The organism is Streptomyces monticola (assembly GCF_042665355.1).
GTDB lineage: Bacteria > Actinomycetota > Actinomycetes > Streptomycetales > Streptomycetaceae > Streptomyces > Streptomyces monticola.
Map to the genome: position 1 here is coordinate 1 of NZ_JBHTCF010000005.1, position 22,014 is coordinate 22,014.

Annotated in this window: 24 protein-coding genes and 1 tRNA gene; 16 read left to right on the forward strand and 9 right to left on the reverse strand. The window is 69.7% G+C overall.

From position 1 onward, the window contains the following. The 3 genes from ACFQVC_RS13715 to ACFQVC_RS13725 form a co-directional block, all read right to left on the reverse strand. Positions 1 to 470: DUF7916 family protein (locus tag ACFQVC_RS13715; protein ID WP_381830587.1), on the reverse strand; the 470-nt coding region annotated here is incomplete at its 3' end. A gap of 81 nt (positions 471 to 551) precedes the next feature. After that, positions 552 to 1,775, reverse strand: coding sequence for a PTS transporter subunit EIIC (locus ACFQVC_RS13720; RefSeq protein WP_381831036.1), 1,224 nt, complete (start codon positions 1,773 to 1,775; stop codon positions 552 to 554). 368 nt (positions 1,776 to 2,143) lie between these two features. Next, positions 2,144 to 3,385: a PTS transporter subunit EIIC gene (locus ACFQVC_RS13725; RefSeq protein WP_381830589.1), complete on the reverse strand. Its 1,242-nt coding sequence runs from the start codon at positions 3,383 to 3,385 to the stop codon at positions 2,144 to 2,146. Between the two features lie 192 nt (positions 3,386 to 3,577). Here ACFQVC_RS13725 and ACFQVC_RS13730 point away from each other — a divergent pair, with 192 nt between their 5' ends. The 4 genes from ACFQVC_RS13730 (at position 3,578) to rdgB (ending at position 5,930) form a co-directional block, all read left to right on the forward strand. After that, positions 3,578 to 3,832: a PTS sugar transporter subunit IIB gene (locus ACFQVC_RS13730; protein ID WP_381830591.1), complete on the forward strand. Its 255-nt coding sequence runs from the start codon at positions 3,578 to 3,580 to the stop codon at positions 3,830 to 3,832. A gap of 124 nt (positions 3,833 to 3,956) precedes the next feature. Beyond that, positions 3,957 to 4,709, forward strand: coding sequence for a ribonuclease PH (gene rph, locus ACFQVC_RS13735; protein WP_381830592.1), 753 nt, complete (start codon positions 3,957 to 3,959; stop codon positions 4,707 to 4,709). Positions 4,710 to 4,801: 92 nt separating this feature from the next. Then, on the forward strand, positions 4,802 to 5,197 hold the full coding sequence (locus tag ACFQVC_RS13740; RefSeq protein WP_381830593.1) for a hypothetical protein: 396 nt from the start codon (positions 4,802 to 4,804) through the stop codon (positions 5,195 to 5,197). Positions 5,198 to 5,321: 124 nt separating this feature from the next. Further along, the gene (gene rdgB / locus ACFQVC_RS13745) at positions 5,322 to 5,930 is read left to right on the forward strand and encodes an RdgB/HAM1 family non-canonical purine NTP pyrophosphatase (protein ID WP_381830595.1); all 609 of its coding nucleotides are present in this window, start codon (positions 5,322 to 5,324) and stop codon (positions 5,928 to 5,930) included. Between the two features lie 129 nt (positions 5,931 to 6,059). Here rdgB and ACFQVC_RS13750 read toward each other — a convergent pair. Together ACFQVC_RS13750 and bcp are read right to left on the reverse strand one after the other, a co-directional pair. After that, positions 6,060 to 6,143, reverse strand: a tRNA-Leu gene (locus ACFQVC_RS13750). A gap of 68 nt (positions 6,144 to 6,211) precedes the next feature. Then, positions 6,212 to 6,679: a thioredoxin-dependent thiol peroxidase gene (bcp, locus tag ACFQVC_RS13755; RefSeq protein ID WP_381830597.1), complete on the reverse strand. Its 468-nt coding sequence runs from the start codon at positions 6,677 to 6,679 to the stop codon at positions 6,212 to 6,214. Between the two features lie 134 nt (positions 6,680 to 6,813). Here bcp and ACFQVC_RS13760 point away from each other — a divergent pair, with 134 nt between their 5' ends. Together ACFQVC_RS13760 and ACFQVC_RS13765 are read left to right on the forward strand one after the other, a co-directional pair. After that, positions 6,814 to 7,140, forward strand: a complete 327-nt coding sequence (locus ACFQVC_RS13760) for a DUF3618 domain-containing protein (protein WP_381830599.1) — start codon at positions 6,814 to 6,816, stop codon at positions 7,138 to 7,140. Between the two features lie 43 nt (positions 7,141 to 7,183). Next, positions 7,184 to 7,531 (forward strand): GroES family chaperonin, encoded by a 348-nt coding sequence (locus ACFQVC_RS13765; RefSeq protein ID WP_381830601.1) that lies wholly within the window; start codon positions 7,184 to 7,186, stop codon positions 7,529 to 7,531. A gap of 193 nt (positions 7,532 to 7,724) precedes the next feature. On the opposite strand, the gene ACFQVC_RS13770 is transcribed toward ACFQVC_RS13765, so the two are convergent. Then, positions 7,725 to 10,145: a transglycosylase domain-containing protein gene (locus ACFQVC_RS13770; protein ID WP_381830603.1), complete on the reverse strand. Its 2,421-nt coding sequence runs from the start codon at positions 10,143 to 10,145 to the stop codon at positions 7,725 to 7,727. A 201-nt stretch (positions 10,146 to 10,346) separates the two neighbouring features. Between ACFQVC_RS13770 and ACFQVC_RS13775 the strand changes: the two genes are divergently transcribed. The 4 genes from ACFQVC_RS13775 to ACFQVC_RS13790 are packed head-to-tail and all read left to right on the forward strand — an operon-like array spanning position 10,347 to position 13,697. Then, positions 10,347 to 11,147 (forward strand): ABC transporter permease, encoded by an 801-nt coding sequence (locus ACFQVC_RS13775; protein WP_381830605.1) that lies wholly within the window; start codon positions 10,347 to 10,349, stop codon positions 11,145 to 11,147. Positions 11,148 to 11,163: 16 nt separating this feature from the next. Beyond that, on the forward strand, positions 11,164 to 12,048 hold the full coding sequence (locus tag ACFQVC_RS13780; protein WP_381831037.1) for an ABC transporter permease: 885 nt from the start codon (positions 11,164 to 11,166) through the stop codon (positions 12,046 to 12,048). Positions 12,049 to 12,060: 12 nt separating this feature from the next. Further along, positions 12,061 to 13,035 (forward strand): ABC transporter ATP-binding protein, encoded by a 975-nt coding sequence (locus ACFQVC_RS13785; protein ID WP_381830607.1) that lies wholly within the window; start codon positions 12,061 to 12,063, stop codon positions 13,033 to 13,035. A 5-nt stretch (positions 13,036 to 13,040) separates the two neighbouring features. Next, a complete protein-coding gene (locus tag ACFQVC_RS13790; RefSeq protein ID WP_381830609.1) occupies positions 13,041 to 13,697 on the forward strand; it encodes a DUF1707 SHOCT-like domain-containing protein in 657 nt (218 codons plus the stop codon). Between the two features lie 109 nt (positions 13,698 to 13,806). Here ACFQVC_RS13790 and ACFQVC_RS13795 read toward each other — a convergent pair whose 3' ends face one another. Beyond that, complete coding sequence (locus ACFQVC_RS13795) at positions 13,807 to 15,123, reverse strand: SGNH/GDSL hydrolase family protein (RefSeq protein WP_381830611.1); 1,317 nt, start codon at positions 15,121 to 15,123, stop codon at positions 13,807 to 13,809. A gap of 224 nt (positions 15,124 to 15,347) precedes the next feature. Here ACFQVC_RS13795 and ACFQVC_RS13800 point away from each other — a divergent pair, with 224 nt between their 5' ends. The 4 genes from ACFQVC_RS13800 to ACFQVC_RS13815 all read left to right on the forward strand — a co-directional run bounded on the left by ACFQVC_RS13800 (position 15,348) and on the right by ACFQVC_RS13815 (position 19,066). Then, positions 15,348 to 16,667: a DUF445 domain-containing protein gene (locus ACFQVC_RS13800; protein ID WP_381830613.1), complete on the forward strand. Its 1,320-nt coding sequence runs from the start codon at positions 15,348 to 15,350 to the stop codon at positions 16,665 to 16,667. Positions 16,668 to 16,755: 88 nt separating this feature from the next. Next, positions 16,756 to 17,733 (forward strand): GlxA family transcriptional regulator, encoded by a 978-nt coding sequence (locus ACFQVC_RS13805; protein ID WP_381830615.1) that lies wholly within the window; start codon positions 16,756 to 16,758, stop codon positions 17,731 to 17,733. 119 nt (positions 17,734 to 17,852) lie between these two features. Further along, positions 17,853 to 18,308, forward strand: coding sequence for a hypothetical protein (locus ACFQVC_RS13810; RefSeq protein WP_381830617.1), 456 nt, complete (start codon positions 17,853 to 17,855; stop codon positions 18,306 to 18,308). A gap of 218 nt (positions 18,309 to 18,526) precedes the next feature. Further along, positions 18,527 to 19,066, forward strand: coding sequence for a GNAT family N-acetyltransferase (locus tag ACFQVC_RS13815; RefSeq protein WP_381830619.1), 540 nt, complete (start codon positions 18,527 to 18,529; stop codon positions 19,064 to 19,066). 47 nt (positions 19,067 to 19,113) lie between these two features. On the opposite strand, the gene ACFQVC_RS13820 is transcribed toward ACFQVC_RS13815, so the two are convergent. Next, positions 19,114 to 19,416 carry a hypothetical protein gene (locus ACFQVC_RS13820; RefSeq protein ID WP_381830621.1) on the reverse strand — a complete coding sequence of 101 codons (303 nt, stop codon included), beginning with the start codon at positions 19,414 to 19,416 and terminating at the stop codon, positions 19,114 to 19,116. Positions 19,417 to 19,526: 110 nt separating this feature from the next. Between ACFQVC_RS13820 and ACFQVC_RS13825 the strand changes: the two genes are divergently transcribed. Beyond that, positions 19,527 to 20,507, forward strand: coding sequence for a phosphotransferase enzyme family protein (locus ACFQVC_RS13825; RefSeq protein WP_381830623.1), 981 nt, complete (start codon positions 19,527 to 19,529; stop codon positions 20,505 to 20,507). A gap of 10 nt (positions 20,508 to 20,517) precedes the next feature. Here the strand turns inward: ACFQVC_RS13825 and ACFQVC_RS13830 are convergent, their stop codons facing one another. Beyond that, positions 20,518 to 20,946, reverse strand: a complete 429-nt coding sequence (locus ACFQVC_RS13830) for an ATP-binding protein (RefSeq protein ID WP_381830625.1) — start codon at positions 20,944 to 20,946, stop codon at positions 20,518 to 20,520. Positions 20,947 to 21,162: 216 nt separating this feature from the next. On the opposite strand from ACFQVC_RS13830, the gene ACFQVC_RS13835 reads away from it, so the two are divergent. Then, positions 21,163 to 22,014, forward strand: coding sequence for a helix-turn-helix domain-containing protein (locus ACFQVC_RS13835; RefSeq protein ID WP_381830627.1), 852 nt, complete (start codon positions 21,163 to 21,165; stop codon positions 22,012 to 22,014).

The window sequence follows — 22,014 nt, forward strand, 5'->3', positions numbered from 1 at the left end:
GGGTTGGCGGTGATGCAGAGCATCGCGGCGCCCATGTCGATCAGGCGCTTGGCGTGCTCGGGCTTGGCGCGGCGGATCTCGGGGACGTCGCCGGGCTCCAGGTTGATGCCGATGGGCCGGCCGATGAAGGCGGCCAGATCGGAGATCGAGGTGAAGGTGCCGAGCCCTGGCAGCTCCAGCTTCTCGCCGTCCCAGGCCCGCTCGATGAGATTCAGTACGACGATATCGGCGCCGAAGGCCGAGACGAGCTCCATGTTGTGCACCCCGCGCCCGTTCGGCTCGGGGATCAGCGCGGCACGCTCGGCGAACACCTCGCCGATCATGGTGCGGCCCTCGGCTGCGGCGACGGCGGCGGTCAGCTCACGCCCGCGCAGGGCGGCGAGGGCTTCACGGTCGAGGTCGAGGATGCGGGTGGCCATGGCGGGCTCCAGATCGTGGACGTACATGTCCATCTCGACGCTATCCGCCATCAATACGGCAAGGGCCCGGCCGTAGGTCGACTACGGCCGGGCCCTTGGTCCCGAACAGTCCCCATCAGGGGTGGCTGAGCCTTACTTGGACTCGGCCTTCTGCAGTTCGGCCAGCTCCTCGTCGGACTCGCGGCCCGGCGTCGGCAGGTTGAACTTGGTGATCGCGAAGCGGAAGACCACGTAGTAGACCGCCGCGAAGCAGAGGCCGACCAGGGCCAGGCCCCACGGGTTGGACGCGATGCCCAGGTTGAGGAAGAAGTCCACCGCACCGGCCGAGAAGCCGAAGCCGTCCTTCATGCCCAGGGCCCAGGTCAGCGCCATGGAGACACCGGTGAAGACCGCGTGGATCGCGTACAGGACCGGCGCGATGAACATGAAGGTGAACTCGATCGGCTCCGTGATGCCGGTGACGAACGCGGTGAGCGCGAGCGAGAACATCATGCCGCCGACGACCTTGCGGCGCTCCGGACGAGCGGCGTGGGTGATCGCGAGGCAGGCCGCCGGAAGGGCGAACATCATGATCGGGAAGAAGCCGGTCATGAACTGGCCGGCGTTCGGGTCGCCGGCGAGGAAGCGGGCGATGTCGCCGTGCACGGTGCCGTTCGGGCCGTCGAAGGAGCCGGCCTGGTACCAGGGGAAGGAGTTGAGCAGGTGGTGCATGCCGACCGGGATCAGCGCACGGTTGGCGACACCGAAGATGCCCGCGCCGACGGCGCCGGAGCCGACCAGCCACTCACCGAAGCCGTGGATGCCCGCGCCGAGCACCGGCCAGATGAGACCGACGACGACACCGAGGACCAGACCCGCGAAGGCCGACAGGATCGGGACGAGGCGGCGGCCGCCGAAGAAGCCGGCCCAGTCGGGCAGCTTGGTCCGGTAGAACTTCTGGTACAGCAGGGCGACGACGACACCCATGATCACGCCGCCGAGCACACCGGCGTCGACCGGCTTGTCGACCATGGCTATCTTGCCGTCGACGATCTCCTGCACCTGCGGCAGGTTGGCGTCGCCGAAGGTGCCGAGCACGGCCTTGAAGACCAGGTAACCGGCGACGGCCGCGAGGCCCGTGGAGCCGTCCGACTTCTTCGCGAAGCCGACGGCGATACCGACGGCGAACAGCAGCGGCAGGTTGTCGAAGATCGCGCCACCGCCGGCCGCCATATAACCGGCGATCTTGGTGATGACGGTCGGGAAGGACTCCTTGCCCAGCATGTCGGGCTGGCCGAAGCGCACGAGGAGCGCGGCGGCCGGCATGACGGCGATCGGCAGCATGAGGCTGCGGCCGAGGCGCTGGGCCACGGCCATCGCGCCGGAGCCCTTCTTCTTCTTGTCGGCCGCAGGTGCGGCAGCCGTGGACACAACTTCCTCCAGTGGGCATGGCGCCGCCAGAGGTCAAAGTGGGGGACGGCGGCGTCGCTCAGGGGACGCGGCCACAGGCCGCGTGGTCTACACCAATTAGTGGTGTAGACCTGTTGTAGCACGGTGAGGACGAGATAAGGAACCCTCGCTTCCTGTGGTGCAGGCAACAATCGGACATACATGACGAAGAGCCCGAACCGTGGGTCACGGTTCGGGCTCTTCGGGCTGTCGGCGGAGGGGTGGTTGCCCGCAGTGCCCCCGGGGTCTGCGGTGCCCCCGGGGTCTGCGGTGCCCCCGGGGTCTGCGGGTCCCCGCTACTTGAGGTTCTCCCGCTCCATCTCCGCGATCTCCTCGTCCGACTCCCGGCCCGGTGTCTTCAGGTCGAACTTGGTGATCACGACCCGGAAGAGCACGTAGTAGACCGCCGCGAAGCAGAGCCCGACCGGGATGAGCAGCGCGGGTTTGGTCGCCAGATTCCAGTTGAGTACGTAGTCGAAGAGGCCGGCGGAGAAGGTGAAGCCCTCGCGGATGCCGAGCGCCCAGGTGATCGCCATCGAGACGCCGGTGAGTACCGCGTGGATCGCGTAGAGCGCGGGCGCCAGATAGACGAAGGAGAACTCGATGGGCTCGGTGACGCCGGTGACGAACGACGTGAGCGCGAGTGAGCCCATCATGCCCATCGTGGCCTTGCGGCGCTCGGGCCGTGCGCAGTGCGCGATGGCGATACAGGCGGCGGGCAGCGCGAACATCATGATCGGGTAGAAGCCGGTGGTGAACATGCCCGCGTCCGGGTCGCCCGCGAGGAAGCGGAAGACATCGCCGTGCACCTCTTCGCCGTCCGGCTTGGAGTAGCTGCCGAACTGGTACCAGGCGAAGGTGTTCAGGAGCATATGCATACCGAACGGGATCAGTGCACGGTTGATCACGCCGTAGATGCCCGAGCCCCAGGCGCCCCAGTTGGAGAGCGTCTCCGCGAAGCTGTTGAGGGCGTCACCGATGGGCTGCCAGCAGTAGCCGAAGACCACCGCGAGTACGACACAGATGAACGACATCAGGACCGGGATGAAGCGCCGGCCGCTGAAGAAGCCCAGCCAGTCCGGCAGTCGGGTGCGGTGGTACTTCTCCCAGATCTTCGCGGTGATCAGGCCGACCACGACACCGCCGAGCACTCCCGGGTTCACGGGCTTTCCGGTGACGTCGTCCTGGAAGGCCTTGATCAGGATGGTGTTGAAGACCATGTACGCGACCACCGCCGCGAAAGCGGTCGAGCCGTCGGCCTTCTTGGCGAAGCCGATGGCGACGCCCACGCAGAACAGCAGCGCCATGTTGTCGATGATGCCGCCGCCGGCGCCCGCGAAGATCGCCGCGACCTTGTTCCAGCCGAGGCCGTCCTTGCCGAAGACATCGTCCTGGCCGAGGCGGAGCAGGACGCCCGCGGCGGGCAGCGCGGCGACCGGGAGCTGCAGGCTCCGGCCCAGCTTCTGCATCCCGCCGATGACGGTCTGCTTCCAGCTCTTGGCGGGTTTGGCCCTTGCCGTGGAGGCGTCCGAGCTCATGGTGTCCCTCCGGAACAAGCCGCGTTTGGCGGTCGTTGGAAACTGGTGTAGACCAGTGCGGGGTATCGAAGCGCTGCCGGGACGACGGTGTCGATGATCGTCATCTTTCGGCACGGGGCGGCCCCACGCTCGCGAAGGTGCGCCAAACGTGCGTTACGGTGACAAACCGGACCATGGTGGGCCGAAAAGCTCGTGGAAAACAGGGAGAAGGACATGGCCACTAAGGCTGAGAAGATCGTTGCCGGGCTCGGCGGCATCGACAACATCGAAGAGGTCGAGGGCTGCATCACCCGTCTCCGTACCGAGGTCGTCGACCCGGACAAGGTCGACGAGGCCGCCCTCAAGGCCGCCGGCGCGCACGGCGTCGTCAAGATGGGCACCGCGATCCAGGTCGTCATCGGCACCGACGCCGACCCCGTCGCCGCGGACATCGAAGACATGATGTGAGCTGACCCGGCTCACCTGCGAGGCCCCGGCCGCCGGACTTCCGGCAGCCGGGGCCTTCGTGTGTCACGGGCCGTCACCCGCCACGCGGAACGGCCCCTTCGGGCCGGGCGATAGGGTCGGGGGCATGTCTCGATTCGACGGCCGTACGCCGCAGCAGCTCCGCCCCGTCACCATCGAACGCGGATGGAGCAAGCACGCCGAAGGATCCGTCCTCGTCTCCTTCGGCGACACCAAGGTCTTCTGCACCGCCTCCGTCACCGAGGGCGTACCGCGCTGGCGCAAGGGCAGCGGCGAGGGCTGGGTCACCGCCGAGTACGCGATGCTGCCCCGCTCCACCAACACCCGGGGCGACCGTGAGTCGGTGCGCGGCAAGATCGGTGGCCGTACGCACGAGATCTCCCGGCTCATCGGCCGTTCGCTGCGCGCCGTCATCGACTACAAAGCCCTCGGCGAGAACACCATCGTCCTGGACTGCGACGTCCTGCAGGCCGACGGCGGCACCCGCACGGCCGCCATCACCGGCGCGTATGTCGCCCTCGCCGACGCCGTCGCCTGGGGCCAGGCCAAGAAGCTGATCAAGCCCAAGGCCACCCCGCTGACCGGCACCGTCTCCGCCGTCAGCGTCGGCATCGTCGACGGCGAGCCCCTCCTCGACCTCTGCTACGAGGAGGACGTGAAGGCCGACACCGATATGAACGTCGTCTGCACCGGCGACGGCCGCTTCGTCGAGGTCCAGGGCACCGCGGAGGCCGAGCCGTTCGCCCGCGAGGAGCTGAACGCGCTGCTCGACCTGGCCGTCGCGGGCTGCGACGAGCTGGCCGCGCTGCAGCGCAAGACCCTGGAAGCGGCCGCACAGGCCGGCCAGGCAACCAACTGACCCTCTCCTGGCGTTCCTACAGATACGAACAGAGGCACGGGCGTACGGCACAGCGCCGTACGCCCGTGCATCGCCAGGGGAGGAACCGTTCCATGCCTTCGCGTCGCCGACGTACCGCACGCATCTTCATAGCCACCGCCGCCGTCGCCCTCGTGACGCCGCTCGCCATCGGCTGCAGCGCCGTCGACAAGGCACTCGACTGCGTGCAGACCGCCGACGCCATCGCCCGTAGCGCCGCCGAGCTCCAGCAGGCGGTGGAGAGCGCGGCGGACAACCCGCTAGAAGCGGACAAGGCGCTCGACAAGATCGACAAGAATCTGAACGAGATCGGCGACAAGACCGACGACGCGGACGTCGGCAAGGCGGTCGACGACCTCACCCAGGCCGTGGACAACGTCCGCCAGGCCATCAAGGACGGCGACCCGGCACCGGACATCTCCCCGGTGACCCGGGCGACGGGCGAACTGACCAAGGCCTGCAAGCCGTAGCCGGGCCGCAAGCCGTTGCCGGGCCGCACGCCGTAGCCGGGCTGCCGTAAGCCGTGGCCGGGCCGGCGAGCGGCGGCCGTCGGTGCCGGTGCCCGGGCCGTTCCGGGGCGTCGATAATCGACTCATGACGCGTCTGATCCTCGCCACCCGTAACGCCGGAAAGATCACCGAGCTGAAGGCCATCCTGGCCGACGCCGGGCTGCCCCACGATCTCGTCGGCGCCGATGCCTACCCCGATATCCCCGACGTCAAGGAAACCGGCGTCACCTTCGCCGAGAACGCGCTGCTCAAGGCGCACGCCCTGGCCAAGGCCACCGGTCTGCCCGCTGTCGCCGACGACTCGGGCCTGTGCGTGGACGTGCTCGGCGGCGCACCCGGCATCTTCTCCGCGCGCTGGGCGGGCCGGCACGGCGACGACGCCGCCAACCTGGAGCTGCTGCTCGCCCAGCTGGCCGATATCGACGAGCCGCACCGGGGCGCCCACTTCGCCTGCGCCGCCGCCCTCGCCCTGCCGGACGGCACGGAGCGGGTGGTCGAGGGGCAGCTGCGGGGCACACTGCGGTACGAGCCGGTGGGCTCGGGGGGCTTCGGGTACGACCCGGTCCTGCAGCCCGAGGGGGACACCAGGACCTGCGCCGAGCTGACCGCCGACGAGAAGAACGCCATCAGCCACCGGGGCAAGGCATTTCGAGCGCTCGTCCCGGTCCTGCGGGAGTTGGTCAGTGCCAACTGAGCCCGTCCGGGGGCACCGCTGGGGGTACCCCCAGCGGTAGCTGGGGGAGATTGAGGACGAGCCCGAAGGGCGATGGCGGTGCGCCGGGCGGGGGGTGCGATTACCGCCCGGAACCGCCGGGGGCACAAGTGCGGCCGGAGGGACTCGAACCCTCACGGGTGTTAACCCACTGGGACCTAAACCCAGCGTGACTGCCAATTCCACCACGGCCGCCGGTGCTGCCCGGCCATGCTACTGGCCGGGCAGCGGAGTCAGGAATCGGATTCCTGGACAGGCGCCGCTCAGATGCCCAGGTCCTTGATGATCTTCGCGACATGGCCGGTGGCCTTCACGTTGTAGAGCGCCCGCTCGACCTTGCCGTCCTCGTCCACGACGACCGTGGAGCGGATCACCCCGGTGACGACCTTGCCGTACAGCTTCTTCTCGCCGAAGGCGCCGTAGGCCTCGAGGACCTTCTTGTCCGGGTCGCCGACCAGCGTGACCTTCAGGCTCTCCTTCTCGCGGAACTTGGCGAGCTTCTCCGGCTTGTCGGGGGAGATGCCGATGACGTCGTAACCGGCCTCGGCGAGCACGTCGAGGTTGTCGGTGAAGTCGCAGGCCTGCTTGGTGCAGCCAGGGGTGAGGGCGGCGGGGTAGAAGTACACGATGACCTTGCGGCCCTTGTGGTCCGCGAGCGAGATCTCGTTGCCGTCCGCGTCGGGCAGGGTGAAGGCGGGGGCGGTGTCGCCGGGCTGAAGGCGCTCGCTCATGTGCGGTCTCTCCTCGGGGTCGGTGCATCCGTGCGTACGGGAAGAGCGTAATGGGGGTGCTGTGCGGTGGGCCGGGCCCGGAGCTGACAGACTGTCCATCACGACGACGGATACGACGACACGGAGGCAGCGCGGTGTCGGATGCTGATGCCAGGACTCCCGCTGAGATCGAGGCGGACATCAAGCGGCGGCGCACGCAGCTGGCCGAGACGCTCGACGAAATAGGAGTACGCGTACACCCGAAGACGATCGTCGGGGACGCCAAGGCCAAGTTCGTCGGGACCGTCGATCACACACTCGGCCGCGCCTATGTGTCCGCCAACCGGGCCGTGAGCGATATGAAGTCCCAGTTCGTGGACGGCGACGGCGCTCCGCGCATGGAGCGGCTCGTTCCGGTGGCGCTGCTCGCGGTCGGCGTCGTGGGTCTGCTCGCGATGTCCGCCCGCCGCAGAAGAGGCTGACCCGGCGGCGTACGCGCGGCCCGGGGACCGGTAAGTTCGCACTGTGAGCGCCAACAGTCATGAACACCACGACAAGTTGCCCATCCGGATGCTGCACGACCGGGTGTTGGTGAGGACCGACATCGCGGAAGGCGAGCGACGTTCCACCGGCGGCATCGTCATTCCGGCGACCGCCGCGGTGGGCAGGCGCCTGGCCTGGGCCGAGGTCGTCGCGGTCGGACAGAACGTCCGCACGGTGGAGCCCGGTGACCGGGTGCTCTACGACCCGGAGGACCGCGCGGAGGTCGAGGTGCGGGGCGTGGCCTACGTCCTGATGCGCGAGCGCGATCTGCACGCGGTGGCGGCCGACCGGTTCGAGGGCTCGGAAGACTCCACGGGGCTCTATCTGTAGCTTCGCCGGCTTTGCCGTCATAGCCCGACAGACATGGAGCGAGGGCCCGGCGACCGAACGGTCGCCGGGCCCTCGCATGTCCGGGTGCGGACGGGAGCTTCGGGCGGGTGTCGGTCCGCCCGGGAGATCGGCCCGCCCGGGAGATCGGTGCGGCCAGGAGATCGGTCCGTCCGGGAGACCGGTGCGCGGGGGATCAGTCCGCGCGGGCCCCGGACCTCGTGGGCAGCCCGTCCGTGAGGCCGGAGTCGGCGCCCGCCCCGTCGGTGGTGCCGCCGTCGGTGGTCCCGCCGCCGTCCGCGGTCCCGCCATCAGTGGTCCCGCCATCGGTGGTGCCGCCGTCCGTGGTCCCGCCGTCGGTCGTGGTGCCGCCCTGCGTCTGGCCCTGGTTCTGGCCCTGTGTCTGGCCTTGGTTCTGGCCTTCCGTCCGGCCCTGGTTCTGGCCCTGCGTCTGGCCCTGGTTCTGCCCCTGCGTCTGCCCTTGGTTCTGGCCCTCGGTCTGCCCCTGGTTCTGGCCCTCCGTGGTGCCGCCGTTCTCTTCCTCGCCCGTGGCCGGCGGCTCCTGCGACGGCAGCGACGGGGGTTCGGCCGCGCCCGGCTCCAGGGTGAGGTCGAAGTCCTGCACCGGCTTGCCCTGCAGCGCCGCCTTGGTGAACTGGGCCCAGATGCGCGCCGGGTAGGCCCCGCCGTTGATCCGGGGCTGGCCGAGCGCGCCGTACAGCGGGGTCTGCACCGCCGTGTCCGGGTCCTGGCCCATCACCGCGACCACGGTCGCGAGATCCGGTGTGTACCCGGCGAACCAGGCCGCCTTGTCCTCCTCGGCGGTGCCGGTCTTGCCCGCCGCGGGGCGGCCCGCGGCCTGTGCGGCGGTGCCGGTGCCGCCGTCGACGACGCTCTGCAGGATCGACGTCGTGGTGTCGGCCGCCTCACGGGTCACCGCCTGCTTGGTGTCACGCCCTGGCAGCGAGAGCTTCTCGCCGTCCTTGGAGATCTCCTCGACCAGGCTGTACGTGCCGTGCTCGCCGTGGTTCGCGAGCGTCGCGTACGCCTGCGTCATGTCCAGGACGCTGGCCGTGGACGGGCCGAGCGCGATCGACGGCGAGGCGGTCAGATCGGGTGTGGTCGCGGGGATGCCGAGGCTCACCGCGGTGTCCTTGACCTTGTCCGAGCCGACGTCCACGGCCATCTGCGCGTACACCGCGTTCACGGACTTGTCGGTGGCCTCGCGGACGGTGATGTTGCCGTACGAGCGCTGGTCCTCGTTCTCCGGCGCGTAGGCGCCGCCGTCCCAGCCCCGCACCGGGCGCTTGTTGGTGCCGTCGTAGATGGTGTTCGGGGTGATCGTGCGGCCGTCCTGGGTGGTCGAGCCGTTCTGCACGGCCGAGGTGAAGACGAACGGCTTGAAGGTGGAGCCCACTTGGTAGTCGCGCCGGGTGGCGTTGTTCACGTACTGCTTCGTGTAGTCGATACCGCCGTACATCGCGATCACCTTGCCGGTGGCCGGGTCGATCGCGGCTCCGCCCGCGCGCACGTTGCGGTCGGCCTTGCGGGCGTCCTTGTCGACCTTCGACATCAGCTGGTCCTCGACCGCCTTCACAAAGCCGTCCTGCTTCGGCTTCTGGATCGTCGTGGTGATCCGGTAGCCGCCCTTGGCCAGGGTGTCAGCGTCCACGACCTTGTGCTCGGCGAGATAGTCCTCGACGGCCTTCACCAGATAGCCGCGCTGCCCCGACATCCCCGAGGGCGCCTTGGCGGGCTTGGGGTCGACGAACTTCATCGCGGCCCGGTCGGAAGCGCTCAGCCACTTCTCCTTGACCATGCCGTCGAGTACGTAGTTCCAGCGGCCGAGCGCACGGGACTTGTTCTCCGGGTGGGCCGCCACGTCGTACGCGTTGGGGGAGTTGAGCAGCGTCGCCAGATACGCGCCCTCCGCCGTGGTCAGCTCCTCGGCGTCCTTGTCGTAGTACGAGTGCGCCGCGGCCTGGATGCCGTAGGCGTTGCGCCCGAAGTAGCTGGTGTTGAGATAGCCCGACAGGATGTCGCTCTTGCTGACCTGGCGGTCCAGTTTGATGGCGATGAAGAATTCCTTCACCTTGCGGGTCACCGTCTGTTCCTGGCCCAGGTAGTAGTTCTTCACGAACTGCTGGGTGATCGTCGACCCGGACTGTTTGCCCTTGCCGGTGACGGTGTTCCAGGCGGCGCGGAGCATCGCCTTCGGGTCGATCGCGGACTCCGAGTAGAAGTCCCGGTCCTCGGCGGCGAGCACTGCCTCCTGCACCTGCTTGGGCACCTGGCTGAGCGGGATGTTCTCGCGGTTGACCTCGCCGTCGCGGGCGAGCTGCGAGCCGTCCGCGTACAGATAGACATTGCTCTGCTTGGTGGCCGCGGCGTTGGCGGGCGGGATGTCGACGAGCAGATAACCGGCGACCAGGCCGCCGCCGACGAGCAGACAGAGCAGCAGGAACGCACCGAGCACCATCCGCCAGGTGGGGAAGATCCGGCGCCACCCGGTGCGCTTGCGCTTCTTCTTGCCGCCGGGCTTGCCGCCCTGCGGCTCGGGTGCACCGGCGCCGTCGGGGTCACGGGGCGCCCACCCCTGCTGAGGCTCGTCGCTCATGTCTTCCCGAACTCCCGATTCGCCGTGAACGCCCTTAGTACGACCTATTGGACACTGTTCCACCGTCGTCGCAGGCCGCTGGTGCGTGGCGCGCGCCCGTGACGGCACTGTGATCCGCCGGCCGGGTGAAATTGCCTGGCGGGGCCTTGCGCCCGGCCGCTAGGGTCGTGCGCTTTGGCCGGTGACGCTGAGGAGGGACCCGTGCGGCTGTACGCGGCCGTCGCCGTGGGCGGCTTCCGTCGCTACGCGACCTATCGGACGGCCACCGTGGCGGGAGCGTTCACCAACTCGGTCTTCGGCCTCATCGTGGCGTACACGTATATCGCCCTGTGGGACGAGCGGCCGGGGCTCGGCGGCTACGACCAGTCCGAGGCGCTGACCTACGTCTGGCTCGGGCAGGCGCTGCTCGCGGCCTGTGCGCTGCTCGGCGGCGGCTTCGAGAACGAGTTCATCGAGCGGATCCGCAGCGGTGACATCGCGATCGACCTCTACCGCCCCGCCGACCTCCAACTGTGGTGGCTGGCGCAGGACGTGGGCCGGGCGCTCTTCCATCTCCTGGGACGCGGGATCGTGCCGATGGTGTGCGGCGCGCTGCTCTTCGAACTCGCGCTGCCGACCGCCCCCGGCACCTGGCTGGCCTTCCTCGTGGCGGTGCTGCTCGCCATCGTGGTGAGCTTCGCGCTGCGCTATGTGGTGGGGCTCTGCGCGTTCTGGCTGCTCGACGGGGCCGGGGCGGCGCAGATGGCCTCGCTGGCCGCGATGTTCTTCTCCGGGATGCTGCTTCCGCTCACCGTCTTCCCTGGCGCCCTGGGTGAGTTGGCGCGGGCACTGCCCTGGTCGGCGCTCCTGCAGGTGCCCGCGGATGTACTGCTCGGCAAGCACGCGGGGTGGGGGCTCATGGAGGCGTACGCGTTCCAGGGCGGCTGGGCCGTGGCGCTGCTCGGCGCCGGGCGGCTGCTGCAGTCCGCGGCGACCAGGAGGGTGGTGGTCCAGGGTGGCTGAGACGAGGGCCGGCGAGATGCCTGGCAGGGGCAGGGGCAGGGGCAGGGGCAGGGGCAGCGACAGTGGCAGTGGCAGTGGCAGCGGCCGGAACGGGCGGATCGGCTCCGGTCTGCGGACGTACGGGCTGATCGCGGGGATGTGGATGCGCTCCACCATGGCGTACCGGGCGTCGTTCGCGCTGACCGCGTTCGGCAATCTGGCTGTCACGGCCTTCGACTTCATCGCGATCCTGCTGATGTTCTCGCACGTCGACGCGCTCGGCGGCTTCAGCCTCGGCGAGATCGCCTTCCTGTACGGCACCGCGGCCACCGCGTTCGGCCTCGCCGACCTCCTGATGGGCTCCATGGACCGGCTCGGGGCGCGGGTGCGGGACGGCACGCTCGACACCCTGCTGGTGCGGCCCGCGCCCGTGCTCGTCCAGGTCGCCGCCGACCGCTTCGCCCTTCGCCGGCTCGGCCGGATCGTCCAGGGCCTGCTCGTCCTCGGCTACGGATTCGCGGTCGTCGACATCGACTGGACGGTCGTGAAGGTGCTGCTCCTGCCCGTCATGCTGGTCAGCGGTACGGCGATCTTCGCCGCGGTGTTCATCGCGGGCGCCGCCTTCCAGTTCGTGGCGCAGGACGCGTCCGAAGTGCAGAACGCCTTCACGTACGGCGGCAATACGCTGCTCCAGTACCCGCCGTCGATCTTCGCCAAGGACCTGGTGCGGGGTGTCACCTTCGTCCTGCCGCTCGCCTTCGTGAACTGGTTCCCGGCGCTCTACATCCTCGACCGCGGCAATCCGCTCGGCCTGCCGTCCTGGCTCGCGTTCCTGCCGCCCCTCGTGGCCGCCGGCTGCCTGGGGCTCGCGGGGCTCGCCTGGCGCGCGGGCCTTCGTTCGTACCGCAGTACCGGAAGCTGAGGAGCTGAACTCGTGGACCCCAGCGGGGACTTCATCGTGCTCGACGGCGTCGAGAAGGTCTTCGACGTACGCAAGAAGACGGGCTTCATGCGCCGGGAGCGGCACGAGGTGCGGGCCGTCGACGGCATCTCCTTCACCGTGTCGCGCGGCGAGATGGTCGGGTACATCGGGCCGAACGGCGCGGGCAAGTCCACCACCATCAAGATGCTCACCGGCATCCTCACGCCCAGCGGCGGGCGGCTGCGGGTCGCGGGCATCGAGCCGGCCCGCGAGCGCACCCGCCTCGCCCGGCGCATCGGCGTCGTCTTCGGCCAGCGCACCACCCTGTGGTGGGATCTGCCGCTGATCGACTCGTACCGCCTCATGCACCGTATGTACCGCATCCCCGACGCCCGCTACCGCGAGAACCTGGACCGCTGCGTCGAACTCCTCGACCTGGGCGACCTGTTGGACGTGCCCGTACGGCAGCTCTCCCTCGGCCAGCGGATGCGCGGCGATATCGCCGCCGCGCTCCTGCACGACCCCGACGTCCTCTATCTGGACGAGCCGACCATCGGCCTCGACGTCATCTCCAAGGCCAAGGTCCGCGGGTTCCTGCGCGATCTGAACGCCGACGCGGGCACCACGGTCCTGCTCACCACGCACGATCTGCAGGACATCGAGCAGCTCTGCAAGCGCGTCATGGTCATCGACCACGGGCGCCTGATGTACGACGGCGCGCTCGGCGGACTGCACGAGGTCGGCGAGAGCGAGCGGACCCTGGTGGTCGACCTCGAACGCGAACTGCCGGCCGTGACCGTCGACGGCGCCCGCGTGGTCAGGGTGGAGGGGCCCCGGCAGTGGCTGGCGTTCCCGGCCGCCGCGTCGGCCGCGCCCCTGGTCACGGCGCTGGCCTCGGCGTATCCCGTGGTCGATCTGTCCATCAGGGAACCCGATATCGAAGCCGTGATCGCCAAGATGTACGCGGACCGGGCCGCGCTAGGCTGACTTGTATGACCGACGACCTTCCGGAGCTGCGGGCTTCGGACGCCGACCGTGATCGTGTGGCCGAGCGGCTGCGGGACGCCCTGGCCGAAGGCCGCCTGGACATGGACGAGTTCGAGGAACGCCTCGATACGGCCTACAAGGCGCGTACGTACGGGGAGTTGGAGCCGCTCACCCGCGATCTGCCCGCGGTGTCCGGCAGTTCGGCGCCTGCTGCGGCGGCCCCCGGGAACGGGAACGGAAGCGCGCTCTGGGCCGCCCGCATCGGCGGCCAGGGCACCTCGTCCGGCGGCGTCGCCATCATGTCCGGCTTCACCCGCAAGGGACAGTGGACCGCGCCCCGCCGCTTCAACTGCTTCGCCTTCTGGGGCGGCGGTACGATCGACCTGCGCGAGGCGAACTTCGAGGCGCCCGAGGTCGTCATCAACTGCGTGGCCATCATGGGCGGCATGGACGTGATCGTGCCGCCGGGCGTGGAGGTAGTGGTCCGCGGCATCGGCGTCATGGGCGGCTTCGACGACCGCGAGAGCGGGGTCCCGGGCGAGCCGGGCGCCCCGCGCGTCATCGTCACGGGCTTCGCGTTCTGGGGCGGGGTGGGGATCCAGCGGAAGCTGACCCGCGCGCAGAAGCTGGAGCGGAAGAAGAACAAGAGGCTGGACAAGTAACCGAGCCTGTCTGGGGGCACCTCCCAGCGGTAGCTGGGGGAGATTGAGGACGAGCCCGAAGGGCGACTGCGGTGCGGTGGACGACGGCACCCTCAACAGGTGAGAGAACCTACAGCTCCGCCGGCACCGACCCCTTCAGCTGGGCCAGATTGAAGCTGTAGGCCATCTTCTTGAAGCCCTCGTCGCTCGGGTGCAGATGATCCCCCGAGTCATACGGCGCCCGCAGCTTCTCCGGCGCGTACGGATCCCGCAGCGCACGGTCGAAGTCGACCACCGCGTCGAAGACCTTGCCGCTGCGGATCTCCTGGTTGACCTGCTTGCGCACGGCCTCCAGCTGCGGGGTGTAGCCGCGGTGGCCGCCGAACGGCATCAGGGTCGCGCCGATGACGCGCAGGCCGCGGGCGTGCGCCTGGCGGGTGAGTTCGCGCAGACCGTCCACGATCTTCTCGGACGAGACCTGCTGCGGGGTGCGCAGGATGTCGTTGACGCCGAGGGCGATGACCACGGCCTTGACTCCCGTACGGGACAGCGCGTCGCGCTCGAAGCGGGACAGGCCGCTGGGGTTGTCGGCGGGGCGGCCGAGACCGTCGGACAGTATCCGGTTCCCGCTGATGCCCTGGTTCAGAACGCTGTAGCGGGGCGCACCCGACTCGTCGCGCATCCGGTCGGAAAGGACGTCCGTCCAGCGCGCGTTGGCGCCCATCGTGGCGCTCACGCCGTCGGTGAGGGAGTCACCCATGACAACGACGGCGCCCTCGGCCTCACGGCTGAGCACATCCACCGCCGACAGATAGCGCCAGAACGGGCTCTGCTCGGTGTACGCGTCGCCGCGCAGGTCCTCCACGCGGTCGCCGTTCGCCACGTACGAGATCTGCCGGGCGTGCGGGTGGTAGGTGACCGGGCCCGACGGGGTCGGCGAGAACGTCGTCACGAGCAGGTCGGCGTCGTGCGGCACCCGCAGCCTGACCGGGTCGCTGACCGCCTGGCCGCCCGGCTGGATGATGACCGAGTGGTTGCCGCCGAAGGAAAGCCGGCGCAGCGTCCCGGCCGCCGCCGTCGGGTTGCTGGGCGCGGCCGCGAGGGCGATGGAGGCGTGCGTGATGGACAGCGGCGTACGGCCGTAGAGGTTGGACAGGGTGATCCTGGCGCCCGTACCGCCGACGCTGGTGTGCACGACGTTGCGGATGGAGCGGCCCGCGAAGCCGTCCTCGGTGCGCGGCTCGGCCGCCGCCGGTGAGCTGGACCAGGTGCCGACCCAGGAGCCCGAGGAGGCGGGCGCCGCGGAGCCCTGCGGGGTGCGCGACCCGGCGCGCAGTGTGTCGTCCCCCGAACCGTCGCCGGAGAACCCGACGTATATAGCCGTGGAAATCAGCACCACGACGGCCGCGAGCGCGGCCAAGAGGGCATAACCGTTGCGCCTGGTCATGCGGGCTGTGTCTCCTCGGGCAGGGGAGCCCGAGGCTCCAGTTGGACAATCCCATTTTGCGGCATGGGCCCGAAGCTCGCGCACGGCACCCCCCGCCCGAACAGACGCTGGGAACTCGTGGTTCGTTCCAGGAGTCGGTCACGTTAGGGACACTGCATCGGGGGACGGTCGATCGGGTGGAGTGGATGGAAAGCGCAAAAGGGAAAGAAGCGGGTGAACCTGTCATGGGTCAGCATTCCCCGCTGAACAAGGACTCATCCGGCACCCCTTCGGGGGGCGGCGGCTTCTCGTACAGCGCCGCCGACGAGGAGAAACGCCGCGGTGTGCGTCGGATGAAGGCCACCGCCACCGGACTTCTGCTGTTCGTCGCGGTCGTCTACGTCCTCGCCAAGTGGGCGCAGAACTCCGGCGCCGGCGCCTGGACCGGCTATGTCGCCGCGGCCGCCGAAGCGGGCATGGTGGGCGCGCTCGCCGACTGGTTCGCGGTCACGGCGCTCTTCCGGCGGCCCCTCGGCCTGCCCATCCCGCACACCGCCATCATTCCGACGAAAAAGGACCAGCTGGGCGTCTCCCTGGGCGAGTTCGTCGGTGAGAACTTTCTCTCGGAAGCGGTCGTACGCCAGCGCCTGCGCGCCGTCGGCCTCGGCTCCCGGCTCGGCGCCTGGCTGGCCGAGCCCGCGCACGCCGACCGCGTGACGGCCGAACTCTCCACCGCCCTGCGCGGCGCCCTGACCGTGCTCCGGGACTCCGATGTACAGGCCGTCGTGGGTGAGGCCATCACCCGCCGCGCCGACGCCGCCGAGATCGCCCCCGGCCTCGGCAAGACCCTGGACAAGGTCGTCGCCGACGGCGGCCACCACCGCGTCGTGGACCTGGTCTGTGTCCGCGCCCACGACTGGCTGGTGGAGCACGCCGACTCCGTGATGGACGCGGTGCAGGGCGGCGCGCCCGGCTGGACGCCCCGTTTCGTGGACAAAAGGGTCGGCGAGCGCGTCTACAAGGAACTGCTGCGCTTCGTCACCGAGATGCGGGACATGCCCGAGCATCCGGCCCGTGGCGCCATCGACCGCTTCCTCACCGACTTCGCCGCCGATCTGCAGTCCGACAGCGACACCCGGGCCCGTGTGGAACGCCTCAAGCGCGAGGTGCTCGGCCGCGGCGAGGTGCAGGACGTGATCGCCTCCGCCTGGTCGTCGGTCCGCGCGATGATCGTCTCCGCCGCCGAGGACGAGCGCAGCGAACTGCGCCTGCGCGTACGGTCGGCGCTGCTCTCCCTCGGCCGGCGCCTGGCCACCGATCCGAAGCTGCAGCTCAAGGTGGACGGCTGGGTCGAGGACGCCGCGGTGTACGTGGTCACGACGTACCGCAACGAGATCACCTCCCTCATCACGGACACCGTGGCGGGCTGGGACGCCGAGCACACCTCGAAGAAGATCGAGGCCCATATCGGCCGTGACCTGCAGTTCATCCGTATCAACGGCACGGTGGTGGGCTCGCTGGCGGGCCTTGCGATCTATGCGGTCTCGCATGCGCTCGGGGGGTGAGGGTGCCGAGAGGTCCGTACGGGCTTACAGGGGTGCGCCGACCGGGCCGCACACGGTCGCCGTCCTCGTTCGCCACGGCGTACTCCCCATGGAACTCGGCCTGGTGCACCAGCTGTTCGGCTCGGCGCGGTCGTCCTCGTCCGGCGGTTCGGGGCGGTCGTCCGGCGGTGAGCCGCTGTACTCCGTGGTGACCTGCGCGGTGGAGCCCGGCATGATCCGCACGGACGCCGACTTCCCGATCCACGCGGCCCACGGCCCTGAGGTGCTCGCCCGCGCCGACACGGTCGTGGTGCCGGCCTCGCACGAGGAGGACGAGTCGTACGTGGCGGCGGGCACCCTGCCGCCCGCCCTCGCCGAGGCCCTCGACCGCGTCCCGCGGTCGGCGCGCACCGCCTCGATCTGCACGGGCGCCTTCGTGCTCGCCGCCCACGGTCTGCTCGACGGCCTGCGCGCCACCACGCACTGGCTGTCGGCCGACCTGTTCGCCCGCAGCTTTCCGCGGGTCGCGGTGGAACCCGAGGTGCTGTACGTGGACGAGGGCCGCGTCCTCACCTCGGCGGGCGAGGCCGCGGGCATCGATCTCTGTCTGCATCTGATCCGCCGCGACTTCGGCGCGGCGGTCGCCGCCGACGTGGCCCGGCGCACGGTGGTGCCGCCGCACCGCGAGGGCGGCCAGGCCCAGTACATCCCGCGCCCGGTCGCCGAACCCGCGGTCTCCTCCACGGGCGCCGCCCGCGCCTGGGCCCTCGCGCACCTGGCCGAGCCCCTGACCCTGGCCGGCCTTGCGGCACAGGAGTCGATGAGCGTACGCACCTTCAGCCGCCGCTTCAGGGAGGAGGCGGGCCTCACGCCGATGCAGTGGCTGGCCCAGCAACGCCTGGAACGCGCCCGCCAGTTGCTGGAGGAAACGGACCACACGATCGACCGCGTCGCGGCGGAGTCGGGCTTCGGCACGGGCACGTCGCTGCGCCAGAACTTCCAGGCCGCACTTGGGGTGTCGCCGCGGGCGTACCGGGTGACGTTCAGGGGCTTCGCGGGTCCGGACGGCGCCGATTCGGGGGTCTGAGGGGGCTGACGGGGAACGGGGGAACTGGGGGGAACTGGGGGAGGGCTGACGGGGATCTGAGTACGGGTACTCAGGTCTTGCCCGCGCGGCACGCGCACCCTGGGGGTATGACTGGAACCATGACGGGAGCAACCGGAGGGAACAGGGCGCCGTTCCTCAAGCCGCTGGCGGACGGACCGGCCGTCGAGCGCTGGACCCTGCGCCTGGCCACGGCGGCGGCATCGGCGGCGGCGTACCTCCTCTGCCTTCCCTGGGACCTGCGTAACCGGCCGGAGCACCCGGGAGACCTGCAGGAGACAACTCCGGTGACGGGTTCGGGCGTTGCGGCCCTCGCCATGGTGTTGCTGGCGCTGGGCGGCTATCTCGGCGCCCGCGACGGCGTCGCCCGCACGCTGGCGCTGGTGGCAGCTCCCCCGATCATCCTGATGCTGATCTCCCTCGCGACGCACGAGGGCAAGGACGCGTCGCCGTGGCCCGTGGCGTGGGTCTTCTTCTCCGCGCTCATCGCGGGCGGAGTGCTGGCGGCGGCCGTGGCGGGACGAGTGTTTCTGCGCCGCGACACGCCCGGGAGTTGAGCGAAGTCGGAGCGGGCTCGGCGGCTCGGACGAGAGGGGCGCGCGCCCGGATGTCCAAGCTCATCTCGCCTTTCGCGCACGCCAGTTGAAGATCGCTGAGGGGTTGGTCCGTAATCTCACAACTCTCCCGCAGCGCCGTAGATCTCCGAAACGGCCTAGATTGACACCCGTCGGACCCGCCGTAAGGCAGAGCAGGCAGAGCAGTAGGAGCAGCACAGGTGATCTGTTACGGAGCTACGGTCCTCGACCTCGTGGAAGACCTGGTGGACGCCTACGCAGAGGTGTTCTCCGAGCCGCCCTGGAACGAGGATGAGGAAACCATTCAGCGATTCCACTACCGGCTCTGCAATGACGCCGAACGCCCGGGTTTCCGCACGGTGTTGGCCCAGTCGCGCCTGGGCGTGGACGGCTTCGCCATCGCCTGGCTGACCCCGAAGTCCCTTCCGGACACGCGCACTTACGCGAAGGTGGCGTCGCAACTGGGCCCCGAACGGGTCGAGGAGCTGCTCGCCGGCGCCCTGCAACTGGACGAGCTGGCGGTACGCCGCCACGCCCGCCCCCAGGGCCTCGGCCGCAGCCTGCTCTCCGAACTGGCCGATGACGCTCCCTCGGGCCGCGCCTGGGTGGCGATGTCACGCCGCGCGAAGAACGCGGTGGCGAGCTACCGCCGCCTGGGCTGGCGCGAGGTGCGGCCGCTGCCGGACGCGGAGAACGAGGTTCTGGTGTTTCTGTCACCGGGGCACCCGGCGGCGGCGTAGGCCTGCCGGCGGGGATTTCTGTCGGTGGGCACCCGGCGGCGTAGGCGTTACGCCTTCCTGTCCGCCACGACCCAGGAGGCGAGGGCCACGCCGGTCGCCACTGCGGCGACGGCAGGCCAGGCCCCGGCCTTCTTGGCCAGCGGGTGGGCGGCGCCGAACCCGGCGACGTACGCCCCCGTGAGGGCGACCGCCGTCTTCGTATCGGTCCGCTGCTGCCACTGCCGCGCGGCCACGGCTCCCGCGGCGGCCAGCGCGACCCCACCCAGCGGTCGCTTCTTCGTCCACCGGGCGACGGCGTACCCGCCGATCAGGCCGGTGGCGGCGGTGGCGGCTGAGGGTATCTGGGGCATGGGGGCCTCCGTGGCGGTCGTTGGCTGCTTGTTTCTGTTGGTTCCTGCCTGAGGCTAACGCGGGCGGAATTTCATGGCTTGTCCGGGTCGGGGCCTGGCAGGCTGCGCCCATGAACACTCAGGCATGGGTAGAGGAGGACTTCGGCATCACGCTCACCTCCCTGACGGAGGTACACCACGGCGCCGACGAACTGGCCCGCCTGTGGGAGGCAACGGCGGTGGACGGCTCGCGCTACGCGGTGAAGCTGTCGGCGGGCGGCACGTCGGCGGGTGTGGGGGTAGCGGCGTGGCTGTCCTCGCGGGGCGTACGAGGGGTGCCGCCGCCGGTCCGCACCCGCACGGGCGAGCTGTTCTCCGTACGGGACGGCCGCCGTCTGTCGATGGTCCCGTGGATCGCGGACACCCACGCGATGTCCGTGGGCCTGTCCAGGCCCCAGTGGCAGGCTTTCGGTCACCTCCTGTCCAGGGTCCACGCGACGCCCCCACCCCCCGACCTGCCGCGCGAGTCGTACGATCCGTCCGAACTCCTGGCGTACGTAGGGGAAATGGACGCTTTGGCGCGGAGCACGCAGCCCCAGGACGACGACCTGACGAGGGAGGCGGTGGCCCTGTGGCTGTCGTCCTGGGACCGCCTGTCCTTCCTCGCGGCTCAGGCGGCCGGCCTGGCCGGCACGCTGCGTACAGCCGAGCCCTCTTCCCCGTACGTCCTGTGCCACGCGGACCCACACCTGGGCAACGTCCTCCTCGGCGTGGAGGGTTTGTGGCTCATCGACTGGGACGACGCGGTGGTGGCCCCCCGGGAGCGGGACTTGATGTTCGTGGTGGGCGGCGGGGTACTGCCCTGGGCCCTGGCCACGGGGGAGGAGCAGGGGTGGTTCGCGGAGGGCTACGGCCCGGCGGCGCCGGACCCGTCACGGATGGCGTACTACCTGAGCACACGGGCGCTGGAGGATGTGGCGTATCCGGTACGCGAGGTGCTGGGGACGGGCGAACGGGGCTCGCGGGAGGGTGCGTTGGAGATCGTGCGGGCGGTTCTGTCGCCCACGGGTCTCGTGGGGACCGCGCTCAGCTGGGCCTCCGGGCAGGGCTAGGCGCTAGGTGCTAGGTCGCGCACTCGGCCCAGAGCAGCTTGCCGGGGTATCCGCCCATGCCGTCCCCGAGCTGGTACCCACCCCACCGGTCCGCACAGTGCTGCACGAGAAACAGGCCACGCCCGCTCTCGTCGGTGTCCGGCACGGGGCGCGGCGCGTGCCAGTGTCGGAACGGCGCGGGAATCTCGGGATTCGTATCCCACACGCTCACGCGCAGACGCTCGGGAGCCATGGGACGCAGTCGCAGGGTGTACGTCCCTTGGGAGTGCCGGTGCGCGTTGGTGACCAGCTCACTGGCCAACAGCTCGGCAGCGTCGAGGAGTTCAGACATCTCGTGTGCGTCGAGGACAGCGCGGAGGGTGATGCGGGCGATCCCCGGTGCGCGTGGATCGTGCGGGAGTTGGAGGGTGTAGGCCCAGGGTGGGGTTACGGTTTCCATCGGAAGTCTCCGGATGTGGAGGGAAGTTGGAGGGTGAGGTCTCTTCGGGTTCCCGGTGGCTGTGCCGCCGTCGTCACGGGGTGCGCTTCCGGGGTGGGCGCCTGATGAACAAGATAGAGTCTCGGCAAATAACTTTTGCGAGAATCTAGAAAACTTCAGCAGAATGCCCTCGTGTGGGTGACAGCCTCAACTTGGGGTGACGTAAGAGGAGTTCACGTGACGACCAGGCCTGCCCCAACCGCCCGACGCCTTCGGCTTGCGGCGGAGCTGCGCAAGATGCGGGAGCGGGCGGGTATGACCGCCACGGAGGCGGCTCGTGCGCTTGGAATCAGCCAAGGGCAGCTCAGCAACATGGAGTCGGCTCGGTTCGGCGTAAGTCAGGACCGCCTACGATCCATGGCGTACGCGTACTCCTGCTCGGATCAAACCTTCATCGACGCGTTGGTCGGCATGGCAACGGACAAGACGCGCGGCTGGTGGGAGGCGTCCCGCGAGGTGCTGCCGTCGGGCCTGATCGACCTGGCAGAACTGGAGCACCACGCGACGGCCATTCGTACCGCCTACACCTCCCACATCGGCGGCTTGCTCCAGACCGCCGATCACGCCCGCGAGATCATTCGTCACGTCATCCCCGCGCCCACGCCGCCTGAGGTCGAGCACCGTGTCTCGCACCGCGTGCGGCGGCAGGACGTGATCTACCGATCGAATCCGCTCCCGTACCGGACGGTCATCCATGAAGCCGCTCTGCGTATGCGAGTGGGCGGCAGGAGCGTGGCTCGCGCGCAACACCAGCACCTGCTCGATATGAGCGAACGCGACCACATCACCATCCGCGTACTGCCCTTCGACGTCGGGGCGTTCCCGGGCTCGGGCCAGTCCATCAACTTTCTGTACGGGCCAGTCCCGCAGCTCGACACGGCCCAACTGGACCAGTTCCACGGCCCTGTACTCCTCGATTCCGAAGCTCATCTGGCGAAGTACCGCAGCCTGCTGGACGTCGTGGAGTCCATCGCCCTCGGGCCCGAGAAGTCACGAGACCTGATCCACTCCATCGCTCAGGAACTGTGA

Bases quoted from the DNA above. Each gene is read 5' to 3' on its own strand.
- ACFQVC_RS13825 (WP_381830623.1), top strand. From the start codon at position 19,527: ATGAACACTCAGGCATGGGTAGAGGAGGACTTCGGCATCACGCTCACC.
- ACFQVC_RS13790 (WP_381830609.1), top strand. From the start codon at position 13,041: ATGACCGACGACCTTCCGGAGCTGCGGGCTTCGGACGCCGACCGTGAT.
- ACFQVC_RS13830 (WP_381830625.1), bottom strand. From the start codon at position 20,946: ATGGAAACCGTAACCCCACCCTGGGCCTACACCCTCCAACTCCCGCAC.
- ACFQVC_RS13780 (WP_381831037.1), top strand. From the start codon at position 11,164: ATGCCTGGCAGGGGCAGGGGCAGGGGCAGGGGCAGGGGCAGCGACAGT.
- ACFQVC_RS13770 (WP_381830603.1), bottom strand. From the start codon at position 10,145: ATGAGCGACGAGCCTCAGCAGGGGTGGGCGCCCCGTGACCCCGACGGC.
- ACFQVC_RS13725 (WP_381830589.1), bottom strand. From the start codon at position 3,385: ATGAGCTCGGACGCCTCCACGGCAAGGGCCAAACCCGCCAAGAGCTGG.
- rph (WP_381830592.1), top strand. From the start codon at position 3,957: ATGTCTCGATTCGACGGCCGTACGCCGCAGCAGCTCCGCCCCGTCACC.
- ACFQVC_RS13805 (WP_381830615.1), top strand. From the start codon at position 16,756: ATGGAACTCGGCCTGGTGCACCAGCTGTTCGGCTCGGCGCGGTCGTCC.
- ACFQVC_RS13740 (WP_381830593.1), top strand. From the start codon at position 4,802: ATGCCTTCGCGTCGCCGACGTACCGCACGCATCTTCATAGCCACCGCC.
- ACFQVC_RS13800 (WP_381830613.1), top strand. From the start codon at position 15,348: ATGGGTCAGCATTCCCCGCTGAACAAGGACTCATCCGGCACCCCTTCG.
- bcp (WP_381830597.1), bottom strand. From the start codon at position 6,679: ATGAGCGAGCGCCTTCAGCCCGGCGACACCGCCCCCGCCTTCACCCTG.
- ACFQVC_RS13720 (WP_381831036.1), bottom strand. From the start codon at position 1,775: ATGGCCGTGGCCCAGCGCCTCGGCCGCAGCCTCATGCTGCCGATCGCC.
- rdgB (WP_381830595.1), top strand. From the start codon at position 5,322: ATGACGCGTCTGATCCTCGCCACCCGTAACGCCGGAAAGATCACCGAG.
- ACFQVC_RS13810 (WP_381830617.1), top strand. From the start codon at position 17,853: ATGACGGGAGCAACCGGAGGGAACAGGGCGCCGTTCCTCAAGCCGCTG.
- ACFQVC_RS13820 (WP_381830621.1), bottom strand. From the start codon at position 19,416: ATGCCCCAGATACCCTCAGCCGCCACCGCCGCCACCGGCCTGATCGGC.
- ACFQVC_RS13795 (WP_381830611.1), bottom strand. From the start codon at position 15,123: ATGACCAGGCGCAACGGTTATGCCCTCTTGGCCGCGCTCGCGGCCGTC.